This is a genomic window from Paramagnetospirillum magneticum AMB-1 (assembly GCF_000009985.1).
Classification (GTDB): Bacteria; Pseudomonadota; Alphaproteobacteria; order Rhodospirillales; family Magnetospirillaceae; genus Phaeospirillum; species Phaeospirillum magneticum.
The window spans coordinates 4,328,695-4,352,236 of sequence record NC_007626.1 but is presented as its reverse complement, the minus strand read 5'-3'; the positions used below and the strand labels follow the sequence as shown (position 1 = coordinate 4,352,236).

Sequence of the window (23,542 nt, the reverse complement as noted above, 5' to 3'; positions counted from 1 at the left end):
TCCGACGGGCGTCACCCTTGGCCGCCCTTCCCGCCGGAGCCCGACCCATGGCCTTCCTGGACCATATCCGAACCTGCAACCGCCATGACCTGTCCAAGTTCCGGCCGTTCTCGGTGGAGGGGAAATGGATCGGCTGGGTGCGCCACGACGTGGCCCAGCGTCTGGCGGCGTTTCCCGAGGCGTTCCGCGTCTCGGTCGAAGGGGTCAGCCTCCATCCCGCCCTGTCCACCCCCGAGGCGCGCAGCGCCGCCATCGACGAGGTGACGCGGGAACTGGCCGAGGATTGGGGCACGCCCAAGGCGCGGGGCGAGCGCTATCGGGTGGCGGCCCGCTTCGGCGATCCGGCCCTGATGAGCATCGACCGCGGCGTGGTCAGCCTGTTCGGCATCCGCGCCTATGGCGTCCACGTCAACGGTCTGGTACGCCGCCCTGACGGCCTTCACCTGTGGATCGGGCGCCGCGCCAAGGACAAGAGCGTGGCGCCCGGTAAGCTGGACAACATGGTGGCGGGCGGTCAGCCCAGCGACCTGTCCCTGGCCGAGAACCTGATCAAGGAAGCGGCCGAGGAGGCCGACATTCCGCGTGAACTGGCGGCCACCGCCCGGCCGGCGGGGGTGGTGTCCTACTGTCTGGAGGACGATTGGGGGCTCAAGCCGGACGTGATGTTCTGCTATGACCTGGAGGTGCCCGAGACCTTCACGCCGCGCAACACCGACGGCGAGCTTCAGGGCTTCACCCTGATGCCGGTGGCCGAGGTGGCGCGGCTGGTCAGGGATACCGACGAGTTCAAGTTCAACGTCAACCTGGTGATCCTCGACTTTCTGATCCGGCACGGCCTGATCTCGCCCGATGTCGAGCACGATTACGTGGACCTGGTGGGCGGCCTTCGGAAGGGCTGGTGAGGCCCGTCTGTCATTCCGAGCAAAGCGAGGAATCTCCGCCCGGATACTGGGGGCCGATTCTGACGGATCGCGCCAGGATGAGATCCTTCCTCCCCTCTGGTCGTCGGGATGACAAATCCAGGGTCGCTTGACGATCCCTTAATTTCCCCCAAGATAATATATCGAAGGGTGCCGATGTCGGGCCCTTCCTTGGCGTACTCGCTCATGCCCGAGGAGGACGAAGATCATGTCCCGTTTGTCCGCGTTCAATTCCCCGCTGCTGCTCGGCTTCGATCATTTCGACCGGCTGTTGGACCGCATGTCCAAGGCCTCGCCCGAGGGCTATCCCCCCTACAATATCGAGCAGATGTCCGAGAACGGCCTGCGCATCACGCTCGCCGTGGCCGGGTTCTCGTGGGACGACCTGTCGGTGGCCCTTGAAGACAACCAGCTGGTCATCCGTGGCCGCCAGTCCGAGGACGAGGCCACCCGGATGTTCATCCATCGCGGCATCGCGTCCAGGCAGTTCCAGCGGGCCTTCCTGCTGGCCGACGGCATGGAGGTGACGGGGGCGTCGCTGGACAACGGCCTGCTCCACGTCGATCTGATCCGCCGGGTGCCGGAGCCCAAGGTTCGCACCATTCCCATCGGGCGCGGGGGCGAGGTTCCCCACACCATCACCGTTTCCGCCGATGAAACCCCGTCGGCGTCATCCCGGGCCAGAACCGGCCAGAAAAGGGAGGTCTGAACATGAAGACCATGGATGACAGAACCGTGCTTCTCAGCCACGGCCTGATGAACGCCACCGATTTCGCCAACTGGGGCATGCCGGCCATCGCCTATTTCAAGCACGAGGACAATGGCGGCCAGGGCGGCTGGTCCATCCACGCCGCCGACGGCACGGTGATCGGCGCGGCCCCGTCGCGCGACACCGCCTTTGCCGCCATCCTGCAGCACGACATGGAGCCCATGAGCGTGCATTGATGAATTCGCACGAAAGTCCTTCGGCCTTGCGGCCTCAGTGTACTTTCGTGCGGTGGTGATTAAGGAAAGGCCCGCGCTTGGGGCGGCCCGGCGCACGGGCTTTGGCTTTATTTCTCCCCAGTCCGAGACAGGGTCTCGGACTGGGTAAGGTTAAGTCAAAAATGGGCGCGAAGCCGCCTTAAGCCCATTTTTTCAATAGTTCCTCGCGGAAAGTACACTGAGCCCGCAGGGCGAAGGACCGCGCGCGGCGGGGCAGCGTCAGCAACTTTTCGCGAAGATTCTTACGCCGCCCGGCTGGCGGGGCTTTCGGTCAGCAGGGCGTAAAGGGCGTCGGCATTGTCGGTGCCGCGCAGCTTCTCGCACACGCTCTTGTCGCGCAGCAGCCGCGATACCCGGGCCAGGGCCTTGAGGTGGTCGGCGCCGGCGGATTCGGGGGCCAGCAGCAGGAAGATCAGGTCCACCGGCTGCTCGTCGATGGACTCGAAGGCGATGGGCTTTTCCAGACGGGCGAACACGCCGTAAAGCTTTTCCATGGCCGGAAGCTTGCCGTGGGGGATGGCGATGCCGTTGCCCACGCCGGTGGTGCCCAGGCGCTCGCGCTCCAGCAGCACGTCGAAGATGGCCCGCTCGTGCAGGCCGGTAATCTCGGCAGCCTTCTTGGCCAGATCCTGCAGCGCCTGCTTTTTCGAAGCAGCGCGCAGATTCGGAATGACGGCGGCCGGGCTGATCAGATCGGTGATTTCCATGAATCCACCCTATGAGGGCGGAACCTTCGGGTTCCGCTGGGTCTTCCATCAAAACGCGCGGGATACACTCTACCGCGCGATAGTCCCCGTCCCGTCTTTCCTACGGGGCGGGCGGAAAATAGGCCCCGACTTGTCCGAAGTCAAGCATGCCGGACGTCCGGGGGTCACATGCCCAGCGACTTCTCCCGCCGGCGCTGGACCGACGAGCCGATGTTCATGGCTTCGCGGTATTTTGCCACCGTGCGGCGGGCGATGTCGATGCCTTCGGCTTTCAGCGCGTCGACGATGGAATCGTCGGACAGCACGCTCTTGCCCTCTGCGTCGATCAGCGCCTTGATGCGGTGGCGCACCGATTCGGCGGAATGGGCGTCGCCGCCGTCGGCCGAGCCGATGGCCTGGGTGAAGAAGTACTTCAGTTCATAGATGCCGCGGGGCGTGGCCATGTACTTGTTGGAGGTGACGCGGCTGACCGTGCTTTCGTGCATGGAGATGGCGGTGGCGATGTCGCGCAGCACCAGCGGGCGCAGATGCTGGACCCCCAGGCGGAAGAAGGCGTCCTGCTGGCGGACGATCTCGGTGGCCACCTTGAGGATGGTGGTGGCGCGCTGGTGCAGCGACTTCACCAGCCAGTTGGCCGACTGGAAGCGCTCGGAGATATAGGTCTTGTCGTCCTTGCTGCGCGCCGCGCCGGCGATCTTGGAGTAATAGCGGGTATTGACCAGCACGCGGGGCAGGGTGTCGGAGTTCAGTTCCACCACCCAGGCGCCGTCCTGGGTGCGGCGCATCAGCACGTCGGGGGTGACCGGCTGGGCGACGATATGGTCGAAGGCCAAGGCCGGCTTAGGGTCCAGCGCCTTGATCTCGCCGATCATCTCGGCCATGTCCTCGGCATCGACGCCGCAGGCCTTCATCAGGCCGGGCAGGTCGCGCCGGGCCAGCAGTTCCAGATTGTCCAGCAGGGCCTGCATGGCGGGGTCGAGGCGGTTCTTCTCGGCCAGCTGCAGTCCCAGGCATTCCTTGAGCGACCGGGCGAAGACGCCGACCGGATCGAAGCCCTGGACTCTTTTCAGCACCACCAGGACGCGCTCGGTGGGACAGCCCAGCCTTTCCGCCAGTTCGTCCAGGTCGCCGATCAGGTAGCCGGCCTCGTCCAGCATTTCGATCAGGTGCAGGGCGATCAGCCGGTCGCCCGCGTCGGGAATGTCCATGCTGACCTGGGCCGCCAAGTGATCGCGTAAGCTGATCTCGCCCGCCACCATCTGTTCCAGGTTGGACTCGCCGTCGTCGAAGCCGCCGCCGCCGCCGCCCACATTGCCCCATTGGCCCAGGGACTCGTCCTGGACGGCGTCGGAGGCGCTGTCGTTGTTGAAGGTGTTGTCGTAATCCACGTCCATGCCGTCTTCGGCCGAGCCGCCGTTCATGCCGTCCAGCAGGGGGGCTTCGGCCGGAGCGGAGTCGAGCACCGCCAGATCGGTGGAATCCACCTTGGGCTCGGTGGGCTCGGGGCCGCGCTCGCCTTCCTCGCGCTCCAGCAGCGGATTGCGCTCCAGCTCCTGGTCGATGAAGGCGGTCAGCTCGAAATTGGACAATTGCAGCAGCTTGATGGCCTGCTGCAATTGCGGGGTCATCACCAGAGACTGGGTCTGGCGAATATCAAGCCTGGGACCGATGGCCATGGCGGGGCGTTACATGCTGAACCGCTCGCCGAGATAGACCCGTCGCACCCCTTCATGGGCGACGATCTCGGCGGGGCGGCCCTCCATCAGGACCGAGCCATCGTGCAGGATATAGGCGCGGTCGATGAGGTCCAGGGTCTCGCGCACATTGTGGTCGGTGATCAGCACGCCGATGCCGCGGTGCTTGAGATGGGCCACCAGGTCGCGGATATCGGACACGGCGATGGGGTCGATGCCGGCCAGCGGCTCGTCCAGCAGGATGAAGTGGGGCCGGCAGGCCAGGGCGCGGGCGATCTCGACGCGGCGGCGCTCGCCGCCCGACAGCGCCATGGCGGGCGCCCGGCGCAGATGGCTGATGGAAAACTCGGCCAGCAGGCTTTCCAGGTCGTGCTGGCGCCGCTCCAGGTCGGGCTCGACCACTTCGAGCACGGCCATGATGTTGCCTTCCACCGACAGGCCCCGGAAGATCGACGCTTCCTGCGGCAGGTAACCGATCCCTAAGCGGGCGCGGCGGTACATGGGCAGGTCGGTGATCTCGGTGCCGTCCAGCAGGATGGCGCCCATGTCGGGGTTGATCAGGCCGGTGATGCAGTAGAAACAGGTGGTCTTGCCGGCGCCGTTGGGACCCAGCAGGCCCACGGCCTCGCCCCGCTGCACCGAGATGGAGACGTCGCGCAGCACGGGGCGGCCCTTGAAGCTCTTGCCGATGTTGCGGGCCACCAGGCCGGGATTGTCGGCCACCAGACGCGGCCCCGCAACGACGGGCTTCTCGGCGGCGAGCGGCGTTCCTGGCTTGATGATTTTCATCGTCCCCCCGTCCCGGGTGTGGGCACGTTGCCGGTAAAGCCGGCGCGGCCGGGCGTTTCGCCCTTATCGCCCTTGTCTTTCTTTTGTGGAATGAACACGCCTTGAACCCTCTGGCCGCTTTCGGCGGCGCCGGCCGCGGTGGGGAACAGCTTGCTGACCCCGGTGTTGAGGTTCACGTGCGCCCATCCCCCTTCCAGCTGATTTCCGCCTTCGCGGCTGATCTTAACCGAACCGGAGACGGTGGCGATACCGGTTTCGGCATTATAGTCGCCGCGATCGCCGGTCACGGTTTCGCTGGCCGACAGGATCACCACATGGCCGTAGGCGTCGGCGCGCTGCAGTTCCAGACCGCCGCCGTCGCCGCCCGACGGCTGCCCCGCCTGGGCCGGCTTGGCGCCGGGGCGGGCCGGGGCGGGCTTGTCCTTTTCCTTGTCCTTGAAATGGGCGGTGAGCACGTCGCCCTTGAGGGTCTTGCCGCCTTCCTGGACAGCGACGGCGTCGCCGCGCAGCACCGCCATCTTCTTCAGCTCCCAGTATTCCAGGCTTTCGGTGGCGGTGAAGGTGTCGGTGGGGGTCACCATCTTGGCCGGGGCGCCCTTCAGGACGAAGATGGACTTGTCCAGGTCATAGATCGCCTTGTGACCGGTGGCGGTGTCGTTGGGCGAGCGGATCACCACATTGCCGTCGGCGTCCAGGCGCCAGATCTCGTCGCCCTTGGGGCCCTTGCGGTAATGGGCGGTCAGCACGTCGGCATCCACGGTCATGTTGCCGCGGATGGCATGGGCGTTGCCGCGCGCGATGACCCGCAATTCCTCGGAATGCCATTCGATGCCGTTATCGGCGTAGACCTGGATCTGCTGGTCGCCGGACTTGCTCATCTCGAAGCCCTGGGCCAGGGCGGAGCCGGGCAGGGCCGCCAGCACAAGGCTGAGAACCAGCGGAAAAAGAGCGGGCGGCTTCATCGCGTCTTGGCTCCCTTGCTCCGGCCCTTGTCCTGGGCCTTGTGGCTTACGGCGCGCAGATTGAGCTGCGACTTGCCGGTGAAGGTGATGTCGTGGTGCTTGCCGGTGATCTCGAAGCCGGTGGAGCGGATGGCGCCCTGGGGGCCGTGGCCCTCCACCGGTTCAAAGCCCCGCGCCGTGTTGCTGGCCAGTTCCACCGTGGCGGTGGGCGTGTGAATCTCGTAGCCGGTGTCGTGGTAGAGGTTCACGCCCCCCGACAGGTCCAGCACCTTGGTGGACTGATGATAGACGCCGGCGATGGCGTCCACCACGATATTGGCGCCCGAGGTCGAGGTGAAATCGGCCTTGGGATTGACCAGATGGATCAGGTCCTGGTTGCCGGGCATCTGGGTGGCGGTGTCCGAGGTCACCGCGAAGGGCCGGTTGGACTCGTCCACGCCGAAATAGCGGGCGTTCTTCATCACCAGGGTGTCGACGGATTTGGGCGACAGGTTGGCGAAGCTCAGCTTGAAGCCGCTTTCCAGCTGCGACAGCTTGGGCCAGATCACCACCAGGCCCAGCAGCAGAACGGCCAAAGCGGGCAGGGCGATCTTCATCACCGAGACGAAGTGGGAGTGATCGGCGAAGGGGCCGAGACGCGGCCCGCGGGCATGGCGCCCCGTGGGGTGCCGCCCTTTGTCGGGCTGGGAATCCGTGTCGGCGCGCAGGGTCATGCCAGCCCGGCCCGCAGGCAGTCGTGAACATGCAGCACGCCCACCGGGCGGCCGTCGCCTTCCACCACGAACAGGCTGGTGATGGAGCGCTCGTTCATCTGGCGCAGGGCCTCGGCGGCGAGCAGATTGGGCGGCACGGTGCGGGGCGAGGCGGTCATCACCTCGGCGGCCTTGGCGGTCAGCAGATCGGGGCTCATATGGCGGCGCAGATCGCCGTCGGTGAGAATTCCGGCCAGCCGGCCGTCCGGGGTCACCACGCCGGCGCAGCCCAGGCTTTTGGCGGTCATCACCAGCAGCACCTCGGCCATCTTCGCTTCGGCGCCCACCAGGGGCAGGCCATCGCCGCCATGCATCAGGTCGGCGACCTTCAGCAGGCGCTGGCCCAACTGGCCGCCGGGGTGGAACACCTTGAAATCGGCGGCGGTGAAGCCCTTGCGCTCCAGCAGGGTGACGGCCAGGGCATCGCCCAGGGCCAGCATCATGGTGGTCGAGGTGGTCGGCGCCAGCCCCATGGGGCAGGCCTCGGGATTGGCGGGCAGCACCAGGGCCACGTCCGAGGCGGTGGCCAGGGTCGAGCCATGGCGCGAGGTGATGCCGATCAGCCCGATCTCGAACCGCCTGGTATAGGCGATGATGTCGCCCAGCTCGGGCGTCTCGCCGGAATTGGACAGGGCCACCACCGCGTCGTCGCGGGTGACCATGCCGAGATCGCCGTGGCTGGCCTCGGCCGGGTGGACGTAGAAGGCGGGGCAGCCGGTGGACGCCATGGTGGCGGCGATCTTGCGCGCCACATGGCCGCTCTTGCCCATGCCGGTGACGATGACGCGGCCGGGCGCCCGCTCGATCAGGGTCACCGCCTGAAGAAAGGGACCGTCAAGGCTTGCCGCCAGGGAATCCAGCGCACGGGCCTCGGTGTCGAGAACCCGGCGGGCAATGGCGAGGGCGTCGGAATCGGCGGTCATCAATGGGTCCGGTCAAAAAGGTCCGTTCCCCGCTTCCACGAGGCGAGGGCGCATAACTATACGCAACGGCCCAAAGACGGAAAGGCAAAACGGAGCCGCTTGGTCCGTTTTGTGCATTCGCGAGGAGGCCGGGGGGGGCGTGCTCCCGGCGCCTGAGGGGCGAAAACACTCTCTAGGCCCAAGGGGCCGCGCCGCTGATGCGGCGGAAGCCAAGGGGGGTGCAGAACCCCGCCCGGCGCCTGAGGGGGGAAATATCAGTGCGAGAAGATGTCTTCCGCGTCCCAGCCGGCCAGATCCAGCTCGGCGCGGTCGGGCAGGAAGGCGAAGCAGGCCTCGGCCAGGGCGCGGCGGCCCTCGCGGTCCAGCAGGGCGTCGAGCCGGTCCTTCAGCTGGTGCAGGTACAGCACGTCCGAGGCGGCATAGGCCAGCTGGTCGGCGGTGAGCTCCGGCGCGCCCCAGTCCGAGCTTTGCTGCAGCTTGGACAGGTCGATGTTGAGGAATTCCTTGCACAACACCTTGAGGCTGTGGCCCTCGGTATTGGTGCGGGTCAGCTTGGAGGCGATCTTGGTGCAGAATACCGGCGTGCAGCGCACCCCCAGGTAACGACGGATCATGGCCACGTCGAAGCGGGCGAAATGGAACAGCTTGGTGACCTTGGAATCGGCCAGCATCCGCACCAGATTGGGCGAGTTCCATTCGGGCTTGGGATAATGGACCACATGGGCGTGGCCGTCGCCGGCCGACAGCTGCACCACGCACAGGCGGTCGCGCTGCAGGTTGAGGCCCATGGTCTCGGAATCGATGGCAACGAGATTGCCAAGGTCGAGACCGTCCGGGAGATCGTTCTTGTGGTAGAAAACGGTCACGGAGCCGCTCCTTTATTTCCCCTGTTGGGGAGGGCGGCTCCGCGTCCGATGTATCCATCTACAGGACCGCGCCGCGGTTAAGAGATGGTGCCCAGGAGAAGACTCGAACTTCCACGACATCACTGCCACACGGACCTGAACCGTGCGCGTCTACCAATTCCGCCACCTGGGCAGGTAGCTCTCGAACCGCCTCAGCCGTCCGAGGCGCGAAGAAATATGCGAGGCGGCGGGCGGTGTCAACGGTGTTTTTTCACCCCGTTCCGGTTTTTGTGTTTTCGCCCCCCGCCCTTTACACCCGCGTGGCTTATGGGCTAGCTTTCGCCCCAAAGATTTGGAGGCGGCGCGCGGCGCCGTCCGGCGAATGGAGGGATGCATGGCGCGGCGCGTGGTCACGGTATTCGGTGGTTCGGGCTTTATCGGCAGGAACGTGGTCAAGCGTCTGGCCGCCCAGGGCTGGGTGGTGCGCGCCGCGGTGCGCGACCCCATCGCGGCCGAGTTTCTGAAGCCCATGGGTGACGTGGGGCAGGTGACGCCGCTGCGCGCCGACATCACCGACCCCAAGGCGGTGGCCATGGCCGTTGCCGGCGTGGATGCGGTGGTCAATGCGGTGGGCATTCTCTATGAGAGCGGCCGGGCCACCTTCGACGCCATCCATGTGAAGGGTGCGGCCAACGTGGCGGCGGCGGCCAAGGCGGCGGGCGTGGCCCGTCTGGTCCATGTGTCCGCGCTGGGCGCCGACAAGAATTCCGAGGCGGCCTATGCCCGCTCCAAGGCGGCGGGCGAGGAGGCGGTTCTGGCCGCTTTCCCCGGCGCCTCGGTCGTGCGTCCCTCGGTGGTGTTCGGCCCCGATGATGATTTCTTCAATCGCTTCGGCAAGCTGGCCATGGTGTCGCCGGTGCTGCCGGTGTTCACCGGCGACGGCTTCAAGCCGGTCTGCGGCGAGACCGGGTGCTCCATCGACCTGTTCGGCTCGGGCGGCCCCATCTTCCAGCCGGTCAGCGTCTCCGACGTGGCCCAGGCGGTGGTGCAGATCCTCGACGACACCCGTCACGCCGGCAAGACCTTCGAATTGGGCGGGCCGCGCCGCTATTCCATGAAGGAGATCATGGAACTGGTGATGTCGTCCACCGGCCGCCAGCGTCTGTTGGTGCCGCTGCCCTTCGGCCTGGGCATGCTGCAGGCCACCTTCCTTCAGATGCTGCCCAAGCCCATGCTGACCAAGGACCAGGTGCGGATGATGAAGGTGGACAACGTGGTGCGCGGCGGCAAGCCGGGCCTGACCGAGCTGGGTATCACGCCCACCTCGGCCGAGGCGATCCTGCCGCTTTACATGAAGCGCTACGGCAAGCAGTTGCCCCCCGGCCGCGAGAACGCGGCCTGAGACCGAACTCAGGTTCACGGAAATGAAAAAGGGCCACCCTCGGGTGGCCCTTTTGGCGTCAGGCCCGCAGCGCCTTGCGGGTGACCTGATTGCGAAGCTCGGACGGCAGTTGCTCCAGCAGCCGCAACAGGGCGCCGACGCCGATGGGAACCCGAGACCGCCCGTCGGCCCAGCGCCAGACCGTGGTGGGGGCCGGCTGCTGCTCGCCCAGATCGTCGAGCAAGCGGGCCAGGGCAGCCTGGGACAGTCCCAGCCGGCGCAATGCCTCCGTGAACTCGTCGTCCGTCATATCCTGTGCTCTCCCCAACCGGAGCGTGTGGAACGGGCGTCCGTGGAAACAGGGTGGATCCCCCGAAAACGCCTAGAGAATCAGCGCTTGAGTTTGGGATGTCAACGGAACGAAACGGGAATAAGTGTTAGTGCTTACCGTCTGATCACAAGGGCGGCAATCAACGATTGCAACGGAGCCGCCCTCCTTGCGGGGGGGTTAGGGCTTGGTTCCCGGCTTGGCGGCAAGCGGGTGGTGGGCGCGGACCAGACGGCCGGCTTCGTCGTCGATCAGATGGGTGTAGATCTCGGTGGTGGCGATGTCGGCATGGCCCAGCATCTCCTGCACGCTGCGGAGATCGGCGCCCCCGGCCAGCAGGTGGCTGGCGAAGGAATGGCGCAGCACGTGGGGCGACACCTTGGCGGGGTCCAGACCGGCCAGGACGGCGACGCGGCCCAGCATCTTGGCGAAGCCCGACCGAGTCAGGTGGCCCAGGGCGCCCGAGGACGGGAACAGCCAGCGCGACGGCTTGGACTTGGGCACCAGGGTCTGGCGCTCGACCTTCCAGGCCAGCAGGGCGGCACGGGCCGGATCGGACAGCGGCACCATGCGCTCCTTCGATCCCTTGCCGCGCACCACCAGCACCGAGGGGTCGCGGGCCACGGCGGAGAGCGGCAGGGAGACCAGTTCCGAAACGCGCAGCCCGGCGGCGTAGAGGGTCTCCAGCAGGGCGGTCATCAGGATGCCGTCGCTGCCCTCCAGGGCGCGGGCGGCGTCCAGCAGCGCCGTCACCTCCTCGCGGCGCAGATATTTGGGCAGGGGGCGGCCCAGGCGCGGCGCGTCGATATTGGCGGTGGGGTCGTCGGGGCGCAGGCGCTCGGCGAAGACGAAGCCGTAGAACTGCTTCAGGCAGGACAGGCGGCGCGCCTGGGTGCGGGCCGCCATGCCGATCTCGGCCTGACGGGCGATATAGGCGGCGACCGCCCGGGCGTCGGCCCTCAGTGGGCTGAACCCGCGCCCGTCCAGGAATTCGGCGAAATCCGCCAAGTCGCGGCCATAGGCATCCAGGGTGTTGGGGCTGGCGCCCCGTTCGACCTGCATCATCTCGAGAAAGGACTCGATGTGTCGGTCGAAGGGGACGCTCATCCGCCGTTGGCCAGCACCGCTTCGATGGCCAGTTCCCGGGCCTCGCGCTCAAATCCGGCCTGACGCAGATAGACCACCACCCGGTTGAGGATGTCGGGATCGGCGCTGTCCAGCCCGGTCTCGCCCAGGGCGGCGGCGGCCATCAGCACCGTCTCGGCGCGGCGGGCTCCCTCGGCGGCGGCGCGCAGCAGGGCCTTCATGGCCGGCTTGGGGCCACTGCCCACGGCGGTGCCGGTGGCATGGGCCAGCCAGGCCGAGGCGGGCACGGGCTCTCCCACCGCCTGCAGCATGGCCAGGGTGACCACGGTGCGGCGTTCGTCGGACTGGGCGGTTTCGGCCCAGGCGGCGAAGGAATCGCCGGGGCTGGCGTCGAGACCGACGCGGGACAGGCGGGCCAGGGGCCACAACCCGGCGGCCAGCTTGGCCGTGGTCGGATCGGATTTGGCCAGGGCCAGCCAGTGTCCGGCCGCCTCGGGCCGTCCGGCGGCGTAGAGGGCGCGGGCCAGCATGGGCGACGGCGTGGCCATCTCGGGCGAGGGCTTCAGATCGGCGATCAGCGGGGCGTAAAGCCGGGCCGTGGCCGAGAAGGCGTGGCGCTCGGTCGCGGCCAGCAGGATGCGGGCGAACAGTTCGGCCCGCACATTGGGGGCGGCTTCGGCCCCGGCGGCGCGCAGCCACAGGGCGCGACCCTTGGGAGATTTGTCGCCCTGGGTTCCGGCCGCCTGCTGTTCCGCCGGGGTGAGGCTCGCCCCGGTCATCAGCTTGCGCAGCGCATCGGTGTCCATGACGCCCAGCGCCTCGGCCCGCTCGGCGGCGGCGATGCGGAGGTCCACGGCCACGGCGGGATTGTCGGCGATGGCGCGCAGCATGGAGGGCGGCGCATTGGCCACCGTATCGGCTGGCAGCGGCAGCTTGGCGGCCTTGAAGGCGGCCAGATGCAGCGGCGTGGGATTGGGCAGCTTGTCCACCTTGCCGGGCGGCGTGCCGCCCATGGCTTCGGCGGCGGCGATGAAGGCGTGGTCGGCGTCTTTGCGCTCGCGCAGCATGTCCAGCGCCATGCCGGCTTCCAGGCCCTTGCCGGCGGTGATCTGGCAGAAGATGGACAGGCGGGGGTCCAGGGCGGCGCCCTGGGCCATGATGGGGGCCTCGGCGCAGGCGGCCTTGGCGTCGCCGGCCAGCAGCCAGGTGTCGACCTTGAGACGCGACAGGCCGGGCGAGGACACCACCGCCGGAGCGGCCTTGAGCAAAGCCGACAGCCCGTCGATCTCGCCCATGGCGAACAGGCGTTCGGCGCGCAGTTCCAGCAGGGAGGGCGACTGGCCGCGATTGCCGTCCGGCGCGGTGGCGGCCGACAGCAGCAGGCGGCGCGACAGGGCATGGACGGCCCGTGAACCGGCGGCGGCGGGCAGGGCGGGCAGCACCTTGCGCACGGTGGCGGCGGGGGTGCCGTGCCACATGGCCTGGCCCAATCCGCCCTGGCTTTCGTCGAGGACGCCCACGGCATCGGGATCGGGAGCCTTCAGCTCCTCGACCTCGAAACGGGGGCCGGGCTTGGCCGGGCCGCCGGGGAACTCGGCCCGCGCCGCCGGGGCGGCCTCGGCCAAGGGTTCCGCCTTATGCTCGGGCTCGGCCTTATGCTCGGGCTCGGCATTGGGCGAGGTGAGGATCAGCGGCTTGCCCGGCTGCTCCGCCCAGGCGGCGGGGGCGAGCACGGGGGCCGCCAGAAAGACGGCGCCCACGGCCAGGGCCAGGGCGTTAGCGCGGGAAGCGGGCATCCGGTATGACCTTCTCGATCTTTGCCGACGGGGGCGGCGGGTCCCAGGTGGACAGGAACAATCCGCCGCCGACGATAACCGCCAGCAGCAGGGCAACAAGAAGGCCGGCAATCTTGTTCATGGGGGACGGATGACCTCGTAATGGCAACATTTCTGGACAGGACCGGTGGGGTGCGGCTAAAAGCGGCAGGTACGGCCCCGTATGCGTACGTGCGGGCAGTGTATCGGCCAAGGCGACGGTGATCAACGCCGGCTCGCCGGTTTTTTTAAACTTCAAGGAGCGGGACCAACCTTGGATCAGGGCATGGCCGACGAACTGGCGAGACTGGCGCCGCTGCTGTCAGGGCGGATCGGCCGCACGATCGTCCTGGTCGGCCTGATGGGCGCGGGCAAGTCCTGCGTCGGCCGCCGCCTCGCCGCCCGTCTGGGGCTGGACTTCGTCGATTCCGACGCCGAGTTCGAGGCCGCCTCGGGCAGCAGCATCAGCGACTACTTCGCCCGCTTCGGCGAGGCCGCTTTCCGCGAGGGCGAGCGCAAGGTCATCGCCCGCCTGCTGGACGGCCCGCCGGTGGTCCTGGCCACGGGCGGCGGAGCCTTTGTCGACCCCACCACCCGCGAGCGCATCAAGGCCGCCGGGACCTCGGTGTGGATCCGCGCCGATCTCGAGCTTTTGCTGAAGCGGACCGTGGGCCGCGACCACCGTCCGCTGCTAAAGCAGGGCGACCCCCGTGAAATTCTCGGCCGGTTGATGGAAGCCCGCTATCCCATCTATGCCGAAGCCGACATTATCGTCGAGTCCACCGACGAAGTCCCCGAAGCCACCGTGATCCGCGTCATGGAGGGGCTGATCACCTATCTGGATCTGGAGAAGACCGTATGAGTGCCGCCGCCGAAGAGGTCATGGTCGAACTGGGCGAGCGCTCGTATCCGATCCATATCGGCCCCGGCCTGCTGGACCGGGCGGGCGAGCTGATCAAGCCGAAGATGCGGGGCGGCCGCGCCCTGGTGGTGACCGACGCCAACGTGGCGCCCCATTATCTAGAGCGGGTGCAGAAGAGCCTGGCCGAGGCCGGGGTGACCACCATGCATACGGTCATGCCCGCCGGCGAGCAGACCAAGGACTTCAAGCATCTGGAAGCCCTGCTGGACGCCATGCTGGAAGCCCGCTCCGAGCGCGGCATCATGGTGGTGGCCCTCGGCGGCGGCGTGGTGGGCGACCTCACCGGCTTTGCCGCCTCGATCCTGCTGCGCGGCGTGGATTTCGTGCAGATCCCCACCACCTTGCTGTCCCAGGTGGATTCCTCGGTGGGCGGCAAGACCGGCATCAACACCCGCCAGGGCAAGAACCTGATCGGCAGCTTCTACCAGCCCCGGCTGGTGCTGGCCGACACCAGCGTGCTCAACACCCTGCCCCGGCGGCAGGTGCTGGCCGGCTATGCCGAGGTGGCCAAGTACGGGGTGATCGACGACGAACCGTTCTTCGCCTGGCTGGAGGAGAACGGGTCCAAAGTGGTGGACGGCGACCTGGAGGCCCGGCGTTACGCCGTCGCCACCTCGTGCCGCGCCAAGGCCCGCATCGTCGGCGCCGACGAGCGCGAGGGCGGCGTGCGCGCCCTGCTCAATCTCGGCCACACCTTCGGCCATGCCCTGGAGGCCGAGACCGGCTTCTCCGAGGAGATGCTGCACGGCGAGGCGGTGGCCATCGGCATGGTCATGGCGCTGCGCCTGTCGGCCCGCCTGGGGCTGGCCCCCGCGGCCGACGCCGAGCGGCTGGAGCGTCACCTGCTGGCGGTGGGGCTGCCCGTCACCCTGCCCAAGCCCCGGCTGTGGGCGGTGGACCGGCTGATTCACCACATGGCCGGCGACAAGAAGGTCAAGGACGGCAAGGTCACCTTCGTGATGGCCAAGGGCATCGGCAAGAGCTTCCTGACCCGCGACGTGCCGGAAGCCGAGCTGGCCTCCATGCTGGCGGAGATGGCGTCGGGGTATTAGAGCGGTGCGCACCCGGCAGGGGCAATCAAGGGGATAAGGCGATGTTGGACCAAGGGCCTCTCTTCCTGACCCTTTCAGTGATTGCCATCGTGGTGCTGCAGGCCGGTTCGGCGTTCTTCGCCGGCACCGAGACGGCGCTGACCGCCGTGTCGCGCCCGGTCATGCACCAGTTGGAGCAGGACGGCAGTGCCCCCGCCCGGCGGGTCAACCGTCTGATCGATGCCCGCCAGCGGCTGATCGGCGCCCTGCTGATCGGCAACAGCCTCACCCATACCCTGTCGTCGTCGCTGGCCACCGGCGTGCTGGTCGGCCTGTTCGGCGACGCCGGCATCGCCTATGCCTCGGCCGGCATGACGGTGATCATCGTGGTGTTCGGCGAGGTGCTGCCCAAGACCTACGCCATCTACCACGCCAATCGCATGGCCTTGCTGTTCTCCGCGCCGGTCACCGGCGTGGTGTGGATTCTGACCCCCTTCGTGCGCACCGTCGAGGTGGTGGTCATGGGGCTGTTCCGCCTGTTCGGCGCCAAGTACTCCACCGCGGTCAGCGTCGAGGCCTCCATGATGGAGCTGAAAGGCGCCATCGAGGTTCATGCCGGCGAGGAGGAGGTGCGCGAGGAGCGCCGCATGCTGCGCTCGATCCTGGAACTGGGCGACGTGGAAGTGGAGCAGGTGATGACCCACCGGCGCGGCGTGGTCACCGCCGATGCCGGCCTGCCCGCCGCCGAGATCCTGGAACTGGTGGTCAGCTCGCCCTTCTCGCGCGTGCCGCTGTGGAAGGACGATCCCGACAACATCGTCGGCGTGGTCCACGCCAAGGACCTGCTGCGCGCCGTCCGCGCCCTGGATGGCGAGCTGGACAAGCTGGACGTGGTCGAACTGGCCTCGCCCCCCTGGTTCATTCCCGATTCCACCACGCTGCTCGAGCAGTTGCAGGCCTTCCGGTCGCGGCGCGAGCATTTCGCCCTGGTGGTGGACGAGTACGGCACCCTGATGGGGGTGGTCACCCTGGAAGACATCCTGGAGGAGATCGTCGGCGATATCGCCGACGAGCACGACGTGGCGGTGGCCGGTGTGCGCCCCCAGTCGGACGGTTCCTATATCGTCGACGGTTCGGTGACCATCCGCGACCTGAACCGCGAATTTGAATGGCGCCTGCCCGACGAGGAGGCCGCCACCATCGCCGGCCTGATCCTGCACGAGGCCCGGCAGATTCCCGATGTGGGCCAGGTCTTCCGCTTCTACGGCTTCCGCTTCGAGATCGCCCGGCGCCAGCGCAACCAGATCACCTCCATCCGGGTGATGCCGCCGGCCCCCGCTCCATCGGTGACCTGAAAGGGCGGGCATCCTGCCCGCAGGGGGCTGAGTGAATCCGTTCACATCCCGTTAACTCCACATATGGTATTACAATGCCGTGACGGGGACGATTTGTTGTCGACAAGCGGACTCGCCGTTGATTAAGGTTTGTGCGGGTTGTGATCGCGGACGGAGGAATTCCCGTTGATTCGCTGCTTGGACCGAGCACTGGGCTGTTTTTCGGGACAGGGTCGCCCGCCGCTTGCGGGCCGCAGCGAAGTCCGCCTCTCCTTCCAAGGGTCTCTCGTGTCGAGAGGCCCTTTTTTGTTGCCACCTTCCCTCTGCCTTTCCACAGGAGTCTCAGATGGCCAAGCGCGCAGCGCGGATTGCCGCGTCGAAGAATGAGCCGGTGGTGTCGCTTTATCCCGCCGAGCAGACCTGGAGCCCGCTGGGCGACGACGATCAGCACCGTGAGCAAAGCTATGTGCGCAAGGTCCGCCCCCAAAGCGACAACCAGCGCCGCCTGCTCAAGGCCATCGGCGACGGCAACCTGACGGTGGCCCTGGGGCCGGCGGGCACCGGCAAGACCTATCTGGCCATTTCGGCGGCGGTGGAAGCCTTCGAGGAGGGACGGGTGGCGCGCATCATGCTGTCGCGCCCGGCGGTGGAGGCGGGGGAATCCCTGGGCTTCCTGCCCGGCGACCTGCAGGAGAAGCTGGCGCCATACCTGCGCCCCCTCTACGACGCCCTGTCGGACCGCCTGGGCGGCAAGCGGCTGCGCGCCCTGCTGGCCGACGGCTCCATCGAGATCGCTCCCATCGCCTATATGCGCGGCCGCACCCTGAACAACGCCTTCATCGTCATCGACGAGGCGCAGAACTGCACCTATGGCCAGATCAAGATGCTGCTGACCCGCCTGGGCTGGCATTCCACCATGGTGCTGACCGGCGACCCGGACCAGAGCGACCTGCTGCCCGGCATGTCCGGCCTGGCCGACATCGCGGCGCGGCTGTCGGAACTGCCCGACGTGGCGGTGGTCACCCTCGACGAAAAGGACATCGTCCGCCACCCGCTGGTGGCCAGCATGCTGACGGTGCTGTGAGGTCACCCGGGATCAGGGTCGCGGCGGGGTCTCCGTCGTGGCCGCTTCCCACCAGCCGCATTGGGGGCAATAGGCCACCATGGCGGGCGTCTCGGCGGGTTTGACCGCCGTACCCAAGGCCTCGCACAGCGAGCCGGCCGCCTCCACCGCCAGGCCGATGCCGGTCAGAACCAGATCGACCCCCGGCAGTGGGATGGGCGTCCCGGCCAAGCTCTCCCCCAGTGACGGGGCCATATCGATTTGCGGCCGTTTTTCGGGTTCCAGGCGGATGTCGCCGTGGCCGCATTCCGGGCAGGTTCTGGTCACGGGATGGTTCCTTTAGAGACAGACGAAGGACAGGCCGCACAGCCGGTCGGCGGCGAACCACAGCAGCCAGAACACCGCTCCGCTTGCCAGTTGTCCCCACTGGACGGCCAGGGAAAACCGGGGCCATCGGCGGCGCAGGAAGAAGACGGCCACCATGGGGTAGAACAGCACCGACGACACGGCTCCGGCCACCATCAGAGCGGGCATGAGCACGCCGCTCAACCGATCGGCGGCGAACAGCAGGCCGCCAAGCAGGATGCCGGTGGGACCCATGGTGGTCAGGGTCAGGGCGGCAAGCCCGATCATGGCCGGCCATCCGAGCAGCAGGGGAAGCGGCGGCGGTGCGGGAACGGCGGTCACGGCGAGGTCCTCAAATGCCGCAAAGCTTGTGCGGGCCGATGTCCAGGTGCAGGTGGTCGGCGTGCAGCCTGTTGTGGTTGGGGGTCAGCACCACGTTGAAGTGCTCGCACGAGGCCCGGGCCACCGCCTGGAGAAACTCGCTCTTCTTGCCGGCGCCCCGCCAGTCCTTCTTCACCGAGATCATGGTGCCGTCGGCCAGTTCGAAGCCGCCCACGTCGATAGCCTGGCCCTTGCCGTGTTCGGACAGGCGGCCGCCCCGGCTGCCCATGTCGGCGGCGGCCACCGTGGTCTCGGTGCGCCGCGTGCGGCAGTTATAGGTGCCCATATGGTGGAGTCTGGCCACCTTCTGGCCGAAAATGCGCTGGGCGGCGGCCTGGACCACCTGGGTCTCGAAGCGGTCGACGGTGCGCGCCATGGAGCATGACATCAGGCCGGGGCGATTCCACGAGGTCTGGGAATCGGCGCTGACCTTGACCGGATTGCCCACCGAGCATGTTCCGGCGGTGCCGAACGGCGCCTGGGTCTCGAACACCACATGGTGGTTGCGCAGATCCTGCAGGCAGGCGGAATCGGGATCAAGGACGGGCGGCGGGGCGGGCCGGGGCGGCGGCGAGGAGCAGGCGCCCAGCAAGGCCAAGGTCAGAACCGCGAAGACAAGACGACAAGACACGGCTGCTCATCCGCAGAACCTAGAATCCAATCATCTAGCGCAATTACGGCCGAAAAGTCACGGAATATCTCAACGATACCCTGGAACCCGTTGTGATTCTTAATTTGTCGTTAACCGAGCTTGACCGCCGTGCCATTGGCCGAGACGATCAGCATGGTCTTGCCATCGCCGCCGATGGTTTCGTAATCCAGGTCCACCGCCACCACGGCGTCGGCGCCCAACTGGGCGGCCTGGGCCTGGAGATCGGCGAGCGCCGCGTCCTTGGCCTCGCGCAGGATGGCCTCGTAGGAGCCCGAGCGGCCGCCGACGATGTCGCGCACGCTGGCCAGCATGTCGCGGAAGATGTTGGTGCCCATCACCGCGCTGCCGCTGACGATGCCGAGATAGCCGGTGATGCGCTTGTCCTCGACGGAATCGGTGGTGGTGATGATCATCATGCCCTCGTGCTCTTGACCCGTTTCGCCGAGGTCATCACACTCCGTGATCCTTTTCCAGGAGAAAGACGCCATGACCGAACAGCCCGTCCCCATCGGGGTCGTCACCATCTCGGACCGCGCCAGCCGGGGGATCTACGAGGACAAGGGCGGCCCGGCCATCGTCGCCGAGATGACCCGCTTCCTGTCCACGCCCTGGCGGCCGGTGGCGCGGGTCATCGAGGACGAGCAGGCGGTGATCGAGGCGACCTTGAAGGAACTGGCCGACGTGGAGGGCTGTTCGCTGATCGTCACCACCGGCGGCACCGGCCCGGCGCCCCGCGACGTGACGCCCGAGGCCACCGAGGCCGTATGCGACAAGATGATGCCGGGCTTCGGCGAGCTGATGCGCACCGAAAGCCTGAAGGTGGTCCCCACCGCCATCCTGTCGCGCCAGACGGCGGGCATTCGGGGCCACAGCCTGATCATCAACCTGCCGGGCAAGCCCTCGGCCATCGCCGATTGCCTGAACGCGGTGATGCCGGCTGTGCCCTATTGCATCGACCTGATCGGCGGCGCCTTCATCGATACCGACCCGGCGGTGTGCAAGGCGTTCCGGCCCAAGAAATAGAACACAAAGAGTCGAAAAGTGGGCGCCGGGCCGCCCCAAGCCCACTTTTCCCGAAAGGTTACGCCGGGAAGGTGACCGAGACCACCGTGCCCTCGTCGACGAAGATGTGGGAGCGGCCGCCCAGCTGGCGCGACAGGGCGCGGATCAGGCCGATGCCGATGCCGCGTCCCGGCTTGTCGGGCATGCCCACGCCGTTGTCGCGCACCGTGAAGTGCCACTCGCCCGCCTCGCGCACCAGGGTCACCCAGATGGTGCCGCGCCGTCCGTCGGAGAAGGCGTGCTTCATGGCGTTGGACAGCACCTCGTTGGCCAGCATGCCCAGCGGCACGGCGCGCTCCAGGTCCAGGGTGCCCTCCACCTCGACCTCGACGGTGACGCCGCCCGGTGACGAGGCATAGGACCCGGCCAGGGCCTCGGCCAGCTTGCCGAAATAGGTGCCCAGGTCCACGTTGGAGGCCAGATTGCGCTCGTAGAGGGTCTGGTGCACCAGGCCCATGGAATGGATGCGGTCCAGGGCGTCCTTCAGGGTCTCCTTCACCTTCTCGTCGGTGACGTGCAGCGATTGCATGGTCAACAGGCTGGAGATGACCTGAAGATTGTTCTTAACCCGGTGATGGACCTCCTGGAACAGAACGTCCTTTTCCGCCAGGGCGGTGGTCAGGTCGCGGGTGCGGCGCTCTCCGGTGGCCAGCAGCCGGGCCTCGTGTCTCAGGCTTTCGCTGGTGATGGCGGCCAGCACCAGCATCAGCACCATGGCGGTGACGAACAGCAGCGCATTGCGTCGGCTGCGCACCGTCCATTCGCGGAACACCACCTTGGTCGGGATACCCGAGGTGACAACCATCTCCAGGTCGGCGAGGTTGCGGTAGGCCACCAGCCGTTCGATGCCGTCAACCACCGAGGTGGAGCGGTAGATGCCGGACTGCCCCTTGGCGAATTCCGTAAAGGGGTGTTTCGAGGTGTCGAAGCGGGTGAAGGTGGCGTCTGGCAGGGGATAGCGGGCGACCAGCCCGCCGTCCAGGCGCGACACCAGGAAGATGGCCCCCGGCTCTGACTGCAGACTCCGGTAGAACTCGATGAAATAGTCGGTTTTCAGCGCGATTTCCGCGACGCCCTGCGGGCGTCCGGCGGCGTCGAGGATGGCACGGCTGAAGATGATGGCCCGCCCCTGATCGCCGCGTCCGGGGACCACGGCGCTCATCACCGTGCGTCCGGGCTGCCCCATGGCCAGGATGAAATAGTCGCGGTGACTGGCGTTGGCGGAAAAAAGGCCAAGGCGGTCGGTCACCAGTACCGGGTCGCCCCGCTCGTCGTGAATGGCGATGGCAACCCCGTGGGGCAATTCGGTCAGCAAGGTCTCCAGCCAGTCCCGGTCCTGGCGCGACGAGCGTAGCGCGGCCAGGGGCTTGCCTCCCACCCGGCCGATCACCGTGCCGAGATGGGCGTGGACGGTGCCGTGGGCGGCGCGGGTATGGGATTCCACCAGATGGGCCGACAGCCGGAGATTGGCGCTCCAGTCGTCCAGGGTCGCCTGGTGATCGAACCAGGTCAGCGTCGCCAGCCCGGCCATGCCGCCCAGCACGGCGATGGCCACGATCATGGCCAGCAGCAGCCGGGGCCGAGGCAGCCGCGACGACTGAACGGCTTCGGACGGCTTGTCCAGGCGGCTGGATTGCGAGATATCCACGCGGCCGCCGTTCATGATCATCTTGCCCGGCGGCGGCCGCCCGCGGGCTCGGCCTCGTCGTCGAACAGGGCGGTCAGCTGGCGCATCATGGTGCCGCCCAGGTCCTCGGCATCCATGATGGTGACGGCGCGCCGGTAATAGCGGGTGACGTCATGGCCGATGCCGATGGCCACCAGTTCCACCGGCGAGCGGTTCTCGATGAAGGCGATGACGTCGCGCAGGTGCTTTTCCAGGGTGTTGCCGGGATTGGCCGACAAGGTGGAATCGTCCACCGGCGCCCCGTCCGAGATCACCATCAGGATGCGCCGCTGTTCCGAGCGCGAGATCAGGCGGTCATGGGCCCACATCAGGGCTTCGCCGTCGATGTTCTCCTTCAGGATGCCTTCGCGCAGCATCAGCCCCAGATTGCGCCGCACCCGGCGCCAGGGGGCGTCGGCCGCCTTGTAGACGATGTGGCGCAGATCGTTGAGGCGGCCGGGATTGGTCGGCTTGCCCTCGGCCTGCCACTTCTCGCGGGCCGAGCCGCCCTTCCACGCCCTGGTGGTGAAGCCCAGGACCTCCACCTTGACGCCGCAGCGCTCCAGGGTGCGGGCCAGCAGATCGGCGCTCATGGCCGCCACGGTGATGGGCCGCCCGCGCATGGAGCCGGAATTGTCGATCAGCAGGCTGACCACCGTGTCGCGGAAATTGGTTTCCTTCTCGATCTTGAAGGACAGCGAGTGCATGGGATTGGCGACGATGCGGGCCAGGCGCCCGGTGTCGAGCATGCCCTCCTCCAGGTCGAAATCCCAATTGCGGGTCTGCTGGGCCATCAGCTTGCGCTGCAGGCGGTTGGCCAGCTTGGCGACCACGCCCTGCAGGTGGGTCAGTTGCTGGTCCAGCTGGCGCCGCAGGCGGTTCAGCTCCTCGGGCTCGCACAGATCCTCGGCGGTGACGATCTGGTCGTATTGGGTGGTGTAGGGCTTGTAGGGCCGGTCCTGGAAGGCGGCGGAATTGGACAGCTGTTCCTGGGCTTGCTTGGAGGGGCCGCCCGGTTCCTCGGTGCCCGAGCCGGTCAGCATCATCTCCTCGCCGGAATCGGTGCCGTCGTCCTCGCCGCTGCCCTCGCTCGAGCCCGGCGCCTGGGTGTCGCCTTCCTGCTGCGGTCCCTGGCCCTCCTGCTCGCCTTCCTTTTCCTGGCCGGCGCCCTGGGCGTCCTGCTCCTGGCCGCTTTGCTCGGAATTCTCGGAGTCCTCGGCTTCGGAGGCCTGATCGGTGCCGAAATCCAGGTCGCTCAGCAGCCTGTGCAGGCCCTTGGCAAAGGCCTCCTGGTCGCGCAGGAGATCCTTGAGAGCGTCCAGCGTCGGACCGGCCTTGGCCCGGACCTCGTCGCGCCATAGGTCGACGGCCGGGCGGGCCGAGGGCGGCGGTTCCAGCCCGGCGAAGATCTCGCGGGCGATGAAGCGCATGGCGTCGGCCAGGGCCACCTGCTCGCGCTTGACGGCGCGGTCGAGCCCCTCGGCGCGGGCCTTGACCTCCAGCACCTCGGCGATGTTGGCGGCGGCACCGGGCATCAGGCGGGCGCCCAGGGCCTCGACCCGGGCCTGCTCGACCATGTCGTAGATCTTGCGGGCCTCGGGCAGTTGCGGCATGCGCCGCACATGCACCGTGTCGTCGTGATAGCGCAGCCGGAGCGCGACGGCGTCGGCGGTGCCGCGCAGGCGGGCCAGGTCCGACGGCAAGATGTTGCGCGGTGGCGCCGGCAGCCGGATCTCGGTGCCGCGCACGCTGCCGTTTCCGGCGGCATAGCCGACGTCCAGGTCCGCGTGGCCCGACATGGCCTTCAAGGTCGCGGCGGTGGCGCGGCGGATGGTCTCGCCGATGCTTTCGCCCCTGCCGCTATCCTTGGCCGTCGCGTTCTGTGACACGATCTGGTCCGC

General features: G+C 67.5%; 26 protein-coding genes and 1 tRNA gene. 9 read left to right on the top strand and 18 right to left on the bottom strand.

Features of this window, described 5'->3' with window-relative positions; translation table 11 throughout:
• Positions 1–47: 47 nt before the first annotated feature.
• From AMB_RS19945 to AMB_RS19935, 3 genes are all read left to right on the top strand, one after another.
• Positions 48–902 (top strand): DUF4743 domain-containing protein, encoded by an 855-nt coding sequence (locus tag AMB_RS19945; RefSeq protein ID WP_043745355.1) that lies wholly within the window; start codon positions 48–50, stop codon positions 900–902.
• 226 nt (positions 903–1,128) lie between these two features.
• Positions 1,129–1,629: an Hsp20 family protein gene (locus AMB_RS19940; protein ID WP_011386294.1), complete on the top strand. Its 501-nt coding sequence runs from the start codon at positions 1,129–1,131 to the stop codon at positions 1,627–1,629.
• Positions 1,630–1,631: 2 nt separating this feature from the next.
• A complete protein-coding gene (locus AMB_RS19935) occupies positions 1,632–1,865 on the top strand; it encodes a DUF1150 family protein (RefSeq protein WP_011386293.1) in 234 nt (77 codons plus the stop codon).
• 281 nt (positions 1,866–2,146) lie between these two features.
• On the opposite strand, the gene ptsN is transcribed toward AMB_RS19935, so the two are convergent.
• From ptsN to AMB_RS19895, 8 genes are all read right to left on the bottom strand, one after another.
• Positions 2,147–2,611: a PTS IIA-like nitrogen regulatory protein PtsN gene (ptsN, locus tag AMB_RS19930; RefSeq protein WP_011386292.1), complete on the bottom strand. Its 465-nt coding sequence runs from the start codon at positions 2,609–2,611 to the stop codon at positions 2,147–2,149.
• A 164-nt stretch (positions 2,612–2,775) separates the two neighbouring features.
• Complete coding sequence (gene rpoN / locus AMB_RS19925; protein WP_011386291.1) at positions 2,776–4,287, bottom strand: RNA polymerase factor sigma-54; 1,512 nt, start codon at positions 4,285–4,287, stop codon at positions 2,776–2,778.
• 9 nt (positions 4,288–4,296) lie between these two features.
• Positions 4,297–5,094 (bottom strand): LPS export ABC transporter ATP-binding protein, encoded by a 798-nt coding sequence (lptB, locus tag AMB_RS19920; RefSeq protein ID WP_011386290.1) that lies wholly within the window; start codon positions 5,092–5,094, stop codon positions 4,297–4,299.
• On the bottom strand, positions 5,091–6,056 hold the full coding sequence (locus tag AMB_RS19915) for an LptA/OstA family protein (protein WP_011386289.1): 966 nt from the start codon (positions 6,054–6,056) through the stop codon (positions 5,091–5,093). Before AMB_RS19915 ends, lptB begins: the two co-directional genes overlap by 4 nt.
• On the bottom strand, positions 6,053–6,769 hold the full coding sequence (gene lptC, locus AMB_RS19910; RefSeq protein ID WP_011386288.1) for an LPS export ABC transporter periplasmic protein LptC: 717 nt from the start codon (positions 6,767–6,769) through the stop codon (positions 6,053–6,055). The genes AMB_RS19915 and lptC overlap by 4 nt, the downstream gene beginning before the upstream one ends.
• Positions 6,766–7,731: a KpsF/GutQ family sugar-phosphate isomerase gene (locus AMB_RS19905; RefSeq protein ID WP_011386287.1), complete on the bottom strand. Its 966-nt coding sequence runs from the start codon at positions 7,729–7,731 to the stop codon at positions 6,766–6,768. The genes lptC and AMB_RS19905 overlap by 4 nt, the downstream gene beginning before the upstream one ends.
• 254 nt (positions 7,732–7,985) lie before the next feature.
• Positions 7,986–8,597 carry a ribonuclease D gene (locus AMB_RS19900; protein ID WP_011386286.1) on the bottom strand — a complete coding sequence of 204 codons (612 nt, stop codon included), beginning with the start codon at positions 8,595–8,597 and terminating at the stop codon, positions 7,986–7,988.
• Between the two features lie 85 nt (positions 8,598–8,682).
• A tRNA-Leu gene (locus AMB_RS19895) sits at positions 8,683–8,769 on the bottom strand.
• Between the two features lie 201 nt (positions 8,770–8,970).
• Between AMB_RS19895 and AMB_RS19890 the strand changes: the two genes are divergently transcribed.
• A complete protein-coding gene (locus AMB_RS19890) occupies positions 8,971–9,978 on the top strand; it encodes a complex I NDUFA9 subunit family protein (protein ID WP_043745351.1) in 1,008 nt (335 codons plus the stop codon).
• 58 nt (positions 9,979–10,036) lie between these two features.
• Here the strand turns inward: AMB_RS19890 and AMB_RS19885 are convergent, their stop codons facing one another.
• The 4 genes from AMB_RS19885 to AMB_RS26000 form a co-directional block, all read right to left on the bottom strand.
• The gene (locus tag AMB_RS19885; RefSeq protein ID WP_011386284.1) at positions 10,037–10,267 is read right to left on the bottom strand and encodes a hypothetical protein; all 231 of its coding nucleotides are present in this window, start codon (positions 10,265–10,267) and stop codon (positions 10,037–10,039) included.
• 198 nt (positions 10,268–10,465) lie between these two features.
• Complete coding sequence (locus AMB_RS19880; protein ID WP_011386283.1) at positions 10,466–11,392, bottom strand: site-specific tyrosine recombinase XerD; 927 nt, start codon at positions 11,390–11,392, stop codon at positions 10,466–10,468.
• Entirely contained in the window at positions 11,389–13,167 is a 1,779-nt protein-coding gene (locus AMB_RS19875; protein WP_011386282.1) for a hypothetical protein, read from the bottom strand. The genes AMB_RS19880 and AMB_RS19875 overlap by 4 nt, the downstream gene beginning before the upstream one ends.
• The gene (locus tag AMB_RS26000) at positions 13,148–13,288 is read right to left on the bottom strand and encodes a hypothetical protein (RefSeq protein ID WP_173361899.1); all 141 of its coding nucleotides are present in this window, start codon (positions 13,286–13,288) and stop codon (positions 13,148–13,150) included. Before AMB_RS26000 ends, AMB_RS19875 begins: the two co-directional genes overlap by 20 nt.
• Positions 13,289–13,471: 183 nt before the next feature.
• Here AMB_RS26000 and AMB_RS19870 point away from each other — a divergent pair, with 183 nt between their 5' ends.
• The 4 genes from AMB_RS19870 (at position 13,472) to AMB_RS19855 (ending at position 17,556) form a co-directional block, all read left to right on the top strand.
• Positions 13,472–14,047, top strand: coding sequence for a shikimate kinase (locus AMB_RS19870; RefSeq protein WP_050750826.1), 576 nt, complete (start codon positions 13,472–13,474; stop codon positions 14,045–14,047).
• A complete protein-coding gene (gene aroB, locus AMB_RS19865) occupies positions 14,044–15,159 on the top strand; it encodes a 3-dehydroquinate synthase (protein ID WP_011386279.1) in 1,116 nt (371 codons plus the stop codon). The genes AMB_RS19870 and aroB overlap by 4 nt, the downstream gene beginning before the upstream one ends.
• A 41-nt stretch (positions 15,160–15,200) precedes the next feature.
• Positions 15,201–16,493 carry an HlyC/CorC family transporter gene (locus AMB_RS19860; protein WP_011386278.1) on the top strand — a complete coding sequence of 431 codons (1,293 nt, stop codon included), beginning with the start codon at positions 15,201–15,203 and terminating at the stop codon, positions 16,491–16,493.
• Between the two features lie 325 nt (positions 16,494–16,818).
• Positions 16,819–17,556 (top strand): PhoH family protein, encoded by a 738-nt coding sequence (locus AMB_RS19855; RefSeq protein ID WP_043745348.1) that lies wholly within the window; start codon positions 16,819–16,821, stop codon positions 17,554–17,556.
• Between the two features lie 12 nt (positions 17,557–17,568).
• Here AMB_RS19855 and AMB_RS19850 read toward each other — a convergent pair whose 3' ends face one another.
• From AMB_RS19850 to AMB_RS19835, 4 genes are all read right to left on the bottom strand, one after another.
• Complete coding sequence (locus AMB_RS19850; protein WP_011386276.1) at positions 17,569–17,862, bottom strand: hypothetical protein; 294 nt, start codon at positions 17,860–17,862, stop codon at positions 17,569–17,571.
• A gap of 12 nt (positions 17,863–17,874) precedes the next feature.
• Positions 17,875–18,222: a hypothetical protein gene (locus tag AMB_RS19845; protein ID WP_011386275.1), complete on the bottom strand. Its 348-nt coding sequence runs from the start codon at positions 18,220–18,222 to the stop codon at positions 17,875–17,877.
• Between the two features lie 10 nt (positions 18,223–18,232).
• The gene (locus AMB_RS19840; protein WP_011386274.1) at positions 18,233–18,892 is read right to left on the bottom strand and encodes an extensin family protein; all 660 of its coding nucleotides are present in this window, start codon (positions 18,890–18,892) and stop codon (positions 18,233–18,235) included.
• A 110-nt stretch (positions 18,893–19,002) separates the two neighbouring features.
• Positions 19,003–19,326: a heavy metal-binding domain-containing protein gene (locus AMB_RS19835; RefSeq protein WP_043747072.1), complete on the bottom strand. Its 324-nt coding sequence runs from the start codon at positions 19,324–19,326 to the stop codon at positions 19,003–19,005.
• 73 nt (positions 19,327–19,399) lie between these two features.
• On the opposite strand from AMB_RS19835, the gene mog reads away from it, so the two are divergent.
• Positions 19,400–19,936: a molybdopterin adenylyltransferase gene (gene mog / locus AMB_RS19830; protein ID WP_043745345.1), complete on the top strand. Its 537-nt coding sequence runs from the start codon at positions 19,400–19,402 to the stop codon at positions 19,934–19,936.
• 58 nt (positions 19,937–19,994) lie between these two features.
• On the opposite strand, the gene AMB_RS19825 is transcribed toward mog, so the two are convergent.
• Together AMB_RS19825 and cobT are read right to left on the bottom strand one after the other, a co-directional pair.
• Positions 19,995–21,638 (bottom strand): sensor histidine kinase, encoded by a 1,644-nt coding sequence (locus tag AMB_RS19825; protein WP_011386271.1) that lies wholly within the window; start codon positions 21,636–21,638, stop codon positions 19,995–19,997.
• Between the two features lie 2 nt (positions 21,639–21,640).
• A complete protein-coding gene (gene cobT, locus AMB_RS19820; RefSeq protein WP_011386270.1) occupies positions 21,641–23,530 on the bottom strand; it encodes a cobaltochelatase subunit CobT in 1,890 nt (629 codons plus the stop codon).
• Positions 23,531–23,542 lie beyond the last annotated feature (12 nt).